We start from the raw sequence: 10447 nt of genomic DNA, 5'->3' as shown, positions 1-10447 counted from the left end.
CTGGACCTGATACATGTAATGTCTATTGACCTTAATATTAAGAGATAAAACAAAAGAGGGGCTGCATAACTTATGCAGCCCCTCTTTTGTTGGTGGTATATAAAAACTATATGTTGATGAATCTAGGGTTGATCAGGTTCTCCATAGAGAAGATTTCATCCCATTTAGCCTGTGTAATCAGCTTTCGCTCCAATACAGTTATTTCATGGATAGATTTGCCGGTAGCTAGCGCCTCTTTAGCGATTGATGCAGACTCTTCGTATCCAAGTATTGGGTTTAGAGAAGTAACAATGCCAATGCTGTTCATCACCATGTTGCGACAGATCTCTTCATTCGCCGTGATGCCGTCAACGCACTTGCTCTGTAAGGTATAGCAGGCGTTCTCCAGAAATGTCAATGAATTGAAGAGACTGTAAGCTATGACTGGCTCCATTACGTTTAGTTGCAACTGGCCAGCCTCCGCTGCCATTGTAACCGTCATGTCAGCCCCAATTACATAATAAGCCGTTTGGTTTACTACTTCTGGTATAACAGGGTTCACCTTGCCTGGCATAATAGATGAACCTGGCTGCATACGAGGTAAATTAATTTCATTTAAGCCTGCACGCGGACCTGAGGAGAGTAGGCGTAAGTCATTACATATCTTTGATACCTTCACGGCACAGCGCTTCATCACACCAGATACTTGTACATAGGCTCCTGTATCGCAGGTGGCCTCGATCAAATCCTCTGCAAGCACTACAGGTACTCCTGATATCTCTTTTAGTATGTCAGTTACCAACTGAGGGTAGCCTGCAGGTGCATTAATGGAAGTGCCAATTGCTGTAGCCCCCATATTTATTTCACAGATCAGCATCTTTACTTCATGTAGGCGCTGAATGTCTTCCCGGATCGTAGTAGAGAAGCCGTGGAACTCAGCTCCTAAAGTCATAGGCACAGCATCCTGCAGTTGGGTGCGCCCCATCTTCAGCACCTCCTTAAATTCATCAGCCTTGCGACCAAATGATTGCTGTAAAGCCTCCAGGCTTTCGACAAAGGCCTGGATTTTCCAATAAAGAGCGAGCCTGAATGCTGTTGGGTATGCATCGTTTGTGGATTGCGAGCAGTTCACATGATTATTAGGATGAAGTATGTTGTACATTCCCTTTGCATGTCCTAGGTACTCTAATCCAATGTTGGCAATTACTTCATTAACATTCATATTCACGGAAGTACCAGCGCCACCTTGAATCATGTCAGTTACAAACTGATCCAGGTACTCACCGGCAATCAGCTTGTCGCTGGCGTAAACGATAGCATCAGTTACCTCTTTGCTCAACACACCACACTTGTGATTGGCAAGAGCCGCTGCTTTTTTTACATAGGCAAAAGCCTTTATAAAAAGAGGCTCCTTCGATATAGGTATACCTGTGATATGAAAGTTTTCTAGAGCGCGCGTCGTCTGAATTCCATAGTATACTTCGCTGGGAATTTCTTTTTCTCCCAGGAAGTCGTGTTCAATCCTTACTTTGTCCATGCTATATGATGTATTCTTTAAAGCGAATTTATTTACTCTCCCATCTGCTGAGGAGCCGTGGAGACATGTATTTCTATACCTAGATCCTGTGCAACCTCCAATACTATGTCGCTCGCATATTTCTTTGTGCAACGCAACTTTCCATTTTGACTATAGTCCGTAATCAGGCTCTGGTTAATGATCAGCTTAGAGGCGTATTCCCCATACCTGGCGATAATTTCTTTCTGCACAGCAGTCATGAGCTCTTTACGACGTTCTGTTTCAGGAGTGCGCAATGGCCTTTGGAAGCGATGCTCAGGATAATCATGGCTGATATGGTTGGCCTTGGCTGCGTCCTTAGCATCCTGCAGCGCATCCTGTAGCATGCGCTCATTCTTTGGCTTTTTCAGATTGCCGTGTATACCTCTTGTATGGTTCAGCCATTCATGTAGGTCAGCGTTCGGATTGTTGGCTAATTCGACAAGCGCATCATTCGGGATAACGAAATGGGCTGGTTTGTTAAACTGTCGGGCCATGCTTTCCCGGAAGGCATAGAGGCCCTTAAGGAGATACTGTTGGTAATAGTTAAGACGGTACGAGTGTTTCAGACGCAAGTGTGGGTTTTCTGATTCGGTATACTTAAGCTGCTCCAAAAGATGGTTCTCTTCTTCAAGCCAGTGCATACGACCCTGCTTTTCAATTTCCTGGAGTAGCTTGGCCTTTATTTTATGCAGGTATATTACATCAATAGCCGCATAGCGAAGCTGGTCTTCAGTAAGAGGACGCTTATTCCAGTTGCTGGACTGCTGTGACTTATCAATCTCTTTACCAAACTCCTCTTTAAGCACGGTAGCCAATGAAGAGCGTTCATAGTTTAGGATCTTGGCAGCAACATCGGTGTCAACTATACCTTTAACGGAGCATCCCATCTTGTCGAGTAGCAGGATGTCGTTATTAGAGTGATGAATGATTTTTGTAATGGCCTGATTTTCCATTAGCTGGAAAAATGGCGTCAGATCATCAATGTAAAAAGGATCAATTATAAAGCAGTTTCCTTTGCCGTCAGCGATCTGGATCAGGCAAAGGTTAAAGCCATAGGTAAAGCGGTTCTGATCAAACTCAAGGTCAACGGCTAGTTCGCCACACTGCTCTAATTGCTGTATAGCCTGGCGCAGGTCTGCATCAGAGGCTATCAGCTCAATTGCCACGCCGTCTTCTTCTAAAGATAATTTTTCCATTGGCTAAATTTAAACAAGTATTAAGCCATATCCATACGTCTAATGCTATTTTTCTTCTGTAAGGCAGGTATAATAAAGCCCCCTTCCAGCACGCTGAAAGGGGGCTTTTGTTAAGTAAATCTATGTAGATTATTGAATAGGTCTTTCTTCTGGAATTTCGTCTGCTACACCGTCATTTACGGTTGTATCCATAACCGTAGTAGTATCGGCTTCCATGTTCATATCTGCATCCATGTCAGAGGTTTCTACCTCATCAATACGGTCAGTTTCAGTAGCTGTGTTGTTCTCAGAACCACAAGCTGTGAAAGCAAAGAAAGCGAATGCAGCAAATGCAAATTTTATTGTCTTTTTCATGATTTTCAAATTTTGTTAAACAAGTAAATTTGTACTTATTTATTCGGTTTATACGGAAAGGTAACCCTGAAGATTATTTTTTTTTGTAGCAATTCCTGTGAATGTCTTGTATTGAGCTGTAAAGCAATATTTTAAAAGGGTCAATAGAAAATATTTCGCTAAGTATAGCTTTAGGTCTATTATAGTGGCTTTAGTATAAAATAAGATTTTATTTATGAGTATGTCCTTGCGGGGCTGATGAAGGCAAGAGCATTAATCCTTTATAAAAGTCATTAAAAAAGGGGCCCTGCTGAATTTGCAGCACGGCTCCTTTCAGCTATTGCACTTCAGCTAAGGACTTCTCCCGCTTTGCTCTGAACTCAGATTTTTCGCGCCATGCTGGATAGGAAGTACCGTTTGCCACACGGTAGCCCACCCGGAAGTAAAGTTGCAGGTCTTCTACAGCGCCATCCAGGTTCCAGTCATCATACACCTCATCACTCACTTTATGGTAGTGCTCAGCTGTGTACTGCTCCTGCTTTTTGGTAATAAAATCTGCAGCCTGATCACGGGCAACTATACCTGATTTGGCATAAAGAGCTGGTACGCCTTGTTTGGCAAATTCAAAATGATCAGAGCGATAGAAAGAGCCTTTCTCAGGAGATGCTTCTGGAACGATACGGCGGTTCTGTGTGCGGGCCTCCTCAGCCAGTATATCTTCCAGGTCAGAATTACCATACCCAATCACTACCACATCTTCTGTAGGGTGGTAGGGGTTGAGTACATCCATGTTGATGTTGGCCAGTGTTTTGTTTAGTGGGTAGAGCGGATTGGACGCATAGTATTTAGAGCCGAGCAAACCTTTTTCTTCAGCAGTCACAGCCAGAAAAAGGATAGAGCGCTTAGGCTTTTCGGGTAATTGGGTAAAAGCCTTTGCCAGCTCGATCAGGCCTGCTGTGCCACTGGCATTGTCCATAGCGCCATTATAGATCTGATCACCCTGAAGCTTTTCATCCTTACCCAAGTGGTCCCAGTGTGCCGTGTATACCACGTACTCGTCTTTGAGTTCCGGATCAGATCCTTCCAACTTGGCAATCACATTTCGCGATTCTACTTCCCGCAGCTGATTCTTGATCCTGAAGTTTGCTTTGGCATTTAGTGGTACAGGCTTAAAGCCTTTTTGAGCGGCAGCGTTCTTTAGTTTTTCAAAGTTATTGCCAGAAGCTGCAAAGAGCTCTCGTGCCTTTTCTTCTGTTATCCAAGACTCGACAGCAATACGGTCCATGTTCTTGCCCGCGTTGCTGATATCAAAGTTCTCGCGACTCCAACTTCCGGACACCACTTCGTAAGGGTAGCCTGCGGGGCCGGTCTCATGGATGATGATGGCAGCGGCAGCACCCTTCTCAGCAGCTATCTCATACTTATAGGTCCAGCGACCGTAGTAGGTCATGCCCTTGCCGCCAAACAAGGTGCTGTCCAACTGCTCCGGATTATTCGGGCTAGGTATAGGCGGGTCGTTGATGAGCATGACGATGGTCTTGCCTTTTACATCCACACCTTTATAGTCGTCCCAGCCATACTCGGGTGCCACTATACCGTAGCCCACGAATACCAGATCGGAGTTGTTCACATTCACATCCTGAACAAAGCGGCGTGATACAGCTACGTAATCATCCGGAAAGGAAAGATTGATTGTTTTGCCGCCTGCTGTAAAGTTTGCTCGGGGTTGTGCGGTGAAGCCAAACATGGGGACGTTTTGCACAAAGGTGCCGTCCGGGTTGCCGGGTTGCAAGCCCAGCTTCTGAAATTCGCGGGTGAGGTAGTTTACAGTAGAGTCTTCGCCGGCAGTGCCGGGACTGCGGCCCTCAAATTCATCGGAAGCGAGCACGCGGATGTGCTGCAGGAGGTCATTTGCGTTGATATGCTGCTGGGCTGCAAGCAAACCGGTCGTATCACCGGCGACAGCAGTGCGCTCGCCATCGCTGTCCGCTACTTCCCTGGCGTTTTCGTTGCAGCCAAGAGCTACCAGGCTGAGCAAAGCCAGGCCGATCATATCTTTTTTCATAGGGTTATGTAGGTATGTTAAGGTACTGAAGATAATACTTTTATTCATACCGTTGGTTACGGATTGCCGGATTTCGATCAGGCTGCTATTTCCCAGCTAGCAGGAACACCGCGGTGCAGTGTTTTGATCAGGCTGAGGCAGGATGCGAGGTCCTGGTACAGTTGACACTCCCATACAACCACCCGCTGCCAGCCGGCCTCCCGGTACTGCGTTTTGTAGCGTTCGTCGCGCAACTGATTATTGATAAACTTTTCTTCCCAGAATCGTAGGTTTGATTTTGGTAACGCCGGTTGGCAATGAGGGCAGCGATGCCAGAAGCAGCCGTGTACAAAAATTGCCAGTCGGCGGGACGGGTAGCAGATGTCAGGCTTGCCTGGGGCTCTGCGCCAATGGACCCGGTATCCACGGAGGCCGTTCTGCCAAAGGGCACGACGCAGCAGAAGCTCTGGTTGCGTATCACGGCTTTTGTTTCCGCGCATGTATTTGCTCACCTTCTCACGGGCAGTGAGCGGAGCAGGCGTTTCTCTATACTTCTTGACTTTTTTTCTGGCGGCCAATTTTTAAGGGCACTTATGTCAGTTTTTAACAAACAGCCGGTGTTGAAAGTGCCTGATAACGGCAGGATTCATTTGAAAACAACATAAAGCACGCCTTGGACGCATAAATTTGATTGGTGACACAATTAGTCACTTTATTATTCAACCCTATATATAAATAGTGTATGCGAAGGTATAGCGTTGATAAAGAGCTGCATTTGCTTATGCGAATGCCTAAAGTTTGAATTCTTATAAATACTCTTAACTTTGCCTTTACACACAGCCGTAAACATTAGTTATGGATAAATATACCTATATCGCAAATGCGCACGGAGCCTACATTGACGAGCTGTATAAAGCTTATCAGCAGGATCCTGAGTCGGTAGACTTCGGATGGCGCAAATTCTTCGAAGGCTATGAGTTCTCAACTGCCTACAACGAGAACGGCCATGAAACAGCGGAAGCCCCGGTTGCCGCACCTGCCAAAGCTGCGGTTGCAGCCGGCGAATCAGACAAAGAAGTAGCTGTTCGCAACTTTATATATGCTTACCGCAGCCGCGGGCACCTACGCTCTAAGACCAATCCGGTACGTGAGCGCAAAGACCGCAAAGCGCTGCTGGACCTGAAGGACTTCGGCTTGTCAGAAGCTGATCTGGACACGGTTTTCCAGGTAGGCGAAATCATCGGTATCGGACCTGCCAAACTGCGCGACATCGTGGCGGCCGTGCAGAAGATTTACGAAGGCCCAATCGGCTATGAGTACATGTACATCCGCGACCCGGAAGTGCTGACCTGGCTACAAAATAAGATCGAGAAGGAATTCATTTCCTTTAACCCAGGCATCGAGTACAAAAAGCGCATTCTTTCTAAACTGAACGAAGCGGTTGTATTCGAAAACTTCCTGCATACAAAATTCTTAGGTCAGAAGCGTTTCTCCCTGGAAGGTGGCGAAACCACTATACCTGCTCTGGATGCCATTATCGACAAGGCCTCTGAGCTAGGCGCAAAAGAGGTGGTGATCGGTATGGCGCACCGTGGTCGCCTGAACGTGTTGGCCAACATCATGGGCAAAACCTATGAGCAGATCTTCTCTGAGTTTGAAGGTACAGCCGTTCCTGACCTGACCTATGGCGATGGCGACGTGAAATACCACATGGGCTTCTCTTCTGAAGTAGATACCCCATCCGGTAACAAAGTGAACCTGAAGCTGGCGCCAAACCCATCGCACCTGGAGGCGGTAAACCCGGTGGTGGAAGGTTTCGTGCGTGCCAAGATCGACTGCATGTACGACCGCGATCCGAAGCAGATCGTGCCGATTCTGATACACGGTGACGCGGCTGTAGCAGGTCAGGGCATCGTGTATGAAGTAACGCAGATGGCCAAGCTCAATGGATACCAGACAGGCGGTACCATCCACTTTGTGATCAACAACCAGGTTGGTTTCACGACTGACTTCGAAGATGCCCGCTCTTCTATCTACTCTACTGACGTAGCCAAAATTATTGATGCGCCAGTGCTGCACGTAAATGGCGACGATCCTGAAGCAGTGGTATTTGCCGTGCGCCTGGCAACAGAATACCGTCAGAAGTTCGGCAACGACATCTTTATCGACATGGTGTGCTACCGTCGTCATGGCCACAACGAGGCAGACGAACCGAAGTTTACGCAGCCACACCTGTACAACCTGATCTCGAAGCACCCGAACCCACGCGAGGTATACAACAAAGAATTGATCAGCCACGGCGAGATCGACGCTGAGCTGGCCAAGTCGATGGACAAGGAATTCCGTCAGATGCTGCAGGATCGCCTGGACATGGTGAAGCAGAAGCCACTTCCTTACAACTACCAGACACTGGAGAAGGAGTGGAAGGAGCTGCGCCGCTCCAAGCCGGGAGACTTCGACCAGTCGCCTGAAACAGGTATATCCGAAGAAGTAATTCAGAAGGTAGGTACAGCACTGTCTAATGTGCCGCAAGGCTTTAAGCCGCTGAAGCAGATTGAGAAACTGCTGAAAGAGCGTAAGGATATGTTCTTTGAGAGCCGTCAGCTGAACTGGGCTGCTGCCGAGTTGCTGGCTTACGGCTCCATCCTGGCCGAAGGAAAAGTAGTACGCCTGAGCGGGCAGGACGTACAGCGCGGAACGTTCTCGCACCGCCACGCCGTACTACGCGATGCCAACACCAGCGCACCTTATACAAACCTGAACCACATTAAGGAGGACCAGGTGAAGCTGGAGATATACAACTCCCTGCTGTCGGAGTATGGTGTGCTGGGCTTTGAGTTTGGTTATGCCATGGCTAACCCGAATGCGCTCGTAATCTGGGAAGCACAGTTTGGTGACTTTGCCAACGGTGCGCAGGTGATGATCGACCAGTTTATAGCTGCTACTGAGTCTAAGTGGCAGCGCATGAACGGGGTGGTAATGCTGTTGCCGCACGGCTACGAAGGCCAGGGGCCAGAGCACTCCAACGCACGTCCTGAGCGATTCTTACAGCTTTCCGCTGAGAATAATATGTATGTGACCAATATCACAACACCTGCCAACTTCTTCCACTTCCTGCGTCGTCAGTTGGCACTGCCATTCCGCAAGCCGGCTATCAACATGGCGCCGAAGTCGTTGTTGCGTCATCCGAACGTGGTTTCTCCGGTAGAGGAATTCACCAAAGGCGGTTTCAGAGAAGTGATCGGTGACAGCTACGCTTCGGCCAAGTCAGTGAAGAAAGTGCTGCTTTGCACTGGTAAGGTGTACTTCGACTTGCTGGAAGAGCAGCAGAAGAACAAGCGCAAGGATGTGGCCATCATCCGTATGGAGCAGCTGGCGCCGTTCCCGAAAGTGCAGTTAGAGGCTGAGCTGAAGAAGTACAAGAATGCCAAGGTATACTGGGTACAGGAAGAGCCGGAGAACATGGGTGGCTGGATGTACATCCTGCGTATCATGCGCAATGGCATAGAAGATGTAGTGGCACGTAAGCCAAGTGCTTCGCCTGCAACTGGTTACAATAAGATCCACGGCAAAGAGCAGCTGGAGCTGGTTGAAAGAGCATTCGCGATCTAATTAATAATGATTAGTGATTAATGACGAATGATCAGTGAGATGTAATTAATCACTATTGATTCGTCATTAATCATTGATGATTCGTAATTCAAAACTGTAATTCATAATTGATAAAAAAATATGAGCTTAGAAGTTAAAGTGCCTGCTGTAGGTGAGTCGATCACCGAGGTGACCATAGCCCAGTGGCTAAAGAAAGACGGCGACCGTGTGGAGATGGATGAGGTGATAGCTGAGCTGGAATCTGACAAAGCCACCTTCGAACTGCCCGCTGAAGCCGCAGGCATTTTACGCATCGTTGCGCAGGAAGGCGACACCATTGATGTGGGCGCCACGATCTGCCGCATCGAGCAAAACGGCGAAGCCGGTGGTGCACCAGCTGCCCCTGCCGCTAAACAAGAAGCCGCTGCTCCGGCTGCACAGGACTCTGCTCCTGCCGCTGCACAAGGCGCTGGCGAAACAGTAGAGATGCGCGTGCCAACGGTAGGCGAGTCTATCACAGAAGTAACAATCGCCAGCTGGTTGAAGAACGAAGGCGACCACGTAGAAATGGACGAGGTAATCGCAGAACTAGAGTCTGACAAAGCGACATTTGAGTTACCAGCCGAAGCCGCCGGTACATTGCAGATCGTAGCTCAACAAGGCGATACGGTAGAGATTGGTGGATTGCTTTGCCGCATCGTAGCAGGTGCTGGTGCAGGTGCATCTAAGCCAGCCGCGCAGCCGAGTGCTCCAGGCGCACAGCAGGCTTCTCAGCCAGCCGCTGCCGCTCCATCTGGTGCACAGACTTACGCTTCAGGCACACCATCGCCAGCTGCCGGCAAGATCCTTTCTGAGAAAGGCATCAATCCGGCCGATGTGCAAGGTACAGGTCGCGACGGTCGTATTACGAAAGAAGACGCGATGGGCGCTCAGGCAAGACCTGCGGCACAGCCTGCTGCCGCTTCGGCTCCAGCTGGCAAGCAGGAAGCTGCTGCACCAGCCGCTTCAGGTGACCGCAACCAGCGACGTGAGAAAATGAGCTCGCTGCGCAAAACAGTGGCTCGTCGTCTGGTGCAGGTGAAAAACGAAACGGCTATGCTGACTACCTTCAACGAGGTAGACATGAAGCCGATCATGGACATCCGCGCTAAATACAAAGACAAGTTCAAAGAGAAGCACGAAGTAGGCCTTGGTTTCATGTCCTTCTTCACGAAGGCCTGTACTGTAGCCCTGCAGGAGTGGCCAGCTGTTAACGCCATGATCGATGGCAATGACATGGTGTTCAACGATTTCTGCGATATCTCTATCGCTGTATCTTCTCCAAAAGGTCTGGTAGTGCCGGTTATCCGCAACGCGGAGCAACTTACGCTGGATGGCATTGAGAAAGAAGTGATCCGTCTGGCCAAGAAAGCACGCGATGGGAAACTTTCAATTGACGAGATGACAGGCGGTACCTTCACCATCACCAACGGTGGTGTGTTTGGTTCTATGATGTCTACGCCAATCATCAACGCGCCGCAGTCGGCTATACTTGGTATGCACAACATCGTGCAGCGCCCTGTTGCTGTAAACGGACAAGTAGAGATCCGCCCGATGATGTACCTGGCCCTATCTTACGACCACCGTATCATCGATGGCCGTGAGTCTGTAAGCTTCCTGGTGCGCGTGAAGGAACTGTTGGAAGATCCGATGCGCTTATTGCTTGGCGTATAATTTATTGAGATAATGGAGGAGGGGTAAGCGAAC

The 10447-nt window shown here is 48.6% G+C and carries 7 protein-coding genes; 2 read left to right on the top strand and 5 right to left on the bottom strand.

Annotated features, from left to right (window positions below; all coding sequences use genetic code 11):
- Nucleotides 1–106 precede the first annotated feature (106 nt).
- The 5 genes from aspA to AC5FXQ_RS16910 form a co-directional block, all read right to left on the bottom strand.
- On the bottom strand, nucleotides 107–1516 hold the full coding sequence (aspA, locus tag AC5FXQ_RS16930) for an aspartate ammonia-lyase (protein WP_493603597.1): 1410 nt from the start codon (nucleotides 1514–1516) through the stop codon (nucleotides 107–109).
- A gap of 32 nt (nucleotides 1517–1548) precedes the next feature.
- The gene (locus AC5FXQ_RS16925; RefSeq protein ID WP_493603596.1) at nucleotides 1549–2733 is read right to left on the bottom strand and encodes a ribonuclease D; all 1185 of its coding nucleotides are present in this window, start codon (nucleotides 2731–2733) and stop codon (nucleotides 1549–1551) included.
- 129 nt (nucleotides 2734–2862) lie between these two features.
- Entirely contained in the window at nucleotides 2863–3087 is a 225-nt protein-coding gene (locus AC5FXQ_RS16920; RefSeq protein WP_493603595.1) for a hypothetical protein, read from the bottom strand.
- Between the two features lie 316 nt (nucleotides 3088–3403).
- Nucleotides 3404–5131: a M28 family metallopeptidase gene (locus tag AC5FXQ_RS16915; RefSeq protein ID WP_493603594.1), complete on the bottom strand. Its 1728-nt coding sequence runs from the start codon at nucleotides 5129–5131 to the stop codon at nucleotides 3404–3406.
- A gap of 77 nt (nucleotides 5132–5208) precedes the next feature.
- On the bottom strand, nucleotides 5209–5688 hold the full coding sequence (locus AC5FXQ_RS16910) for a very short patch repair endonuclease (RefSeq protein WP_493603593.1): 480 nt from the start codon (nucleotides 5686–5688) through the stop codon (nucleotides 5209–5211).
- Between the two features lie 277 nt (nucleotides 5689–5965).
- On the opposite strand from AC5FXQ_RS16910, the gene AC5FXQ_RS16905 reads away from it, so the two are divergent.
- Together AC5FXQ_RS16905 and odhB are read left to right on the top strand one after the other, a co-directional pair.
- Complete coding sequence (locus AC5FXQ_RS16905) at nucleotides 5966–8722, top strand: 2-oxoglutarate dehydrogenase E1 component (RefSeq protein ID WP_493603592.1); 2757 nt, start codon at nucleotides 5966–5968, stop codon at nucleotides 8720–8722.
- A 120-nt stretch (nucleotides 8723–8842) separates the two neighbouring features.
- The gene (gene odhB / locus AC5FXQ_RS16900) at nucleotides 8843–10414 is read left to right on the top strand and encodes a 2-oxoglutarate dehydrogenase complex dihydrolipoyllysine-residue succinyltransferase (protein WP_493603591.1); all 1572 of its coding nucleotides are present in this window, start codon (nucleotides 8843–8845) and stop codon (nucleotides 10412–10414) included.
- Nucleotides 10415–10447 lie beyond the last annotated feature (33 nt).

This window comes from Pontibacter sp. LHS1 (assembly GCF_058932855.1).
The sequence above is the reverse complement of the archived record's forward strand: the minus strand, read 5'-3'. Positions and strand labels throughout refer to the sequence as shown.

Bases quoted from the DNA above. Each gene is read 5' to 3' on its own strand.
- aspA (WP_493603597.1), bottom strand. From the start codon at position 1,516: ATGGACAAAGTAAGGATTGAACACGACTTCCTGGGAGAAAAAGAAATT.
- AC5FXQ_RS16925 (WP_493603596.1), bottom strand. From the start codon at position 2,733: ATGGAAAAATTATCTTTAGAAGAAGACGGCGTGGCAATTGAGCTGATA.
- AC5FXQ_RS16920 (WP_493603595.1), bottom strand. From the start codon at position 3,087: ATGAAAAAGACAATAAAATTTGCATTTGCTGCATTCGCTTTCTTTGCT.
- AC5FXQ_RS16915 (WP_493603594.1), bottom strand. From the start codon at position 5,131: ATGAAAAAAGATATGATCGGCCTGGCTTTGCTCAGCCTGGTAGCTCTT.
- AC5FXQ_RS16905 (WP_493603592.1), top strand. From the start codon at position 5,966: ATGGATAAATATACCTATATCGCAAATGCGCACGGAGCCTACATTGAC.
- odhB (WP_493603591.1), top strand. From the start codon at position 8,843: ATGAGCTTAGAAGTTAAAGTGCCTGCTGTAGGTGAGTCGATCACCGAG.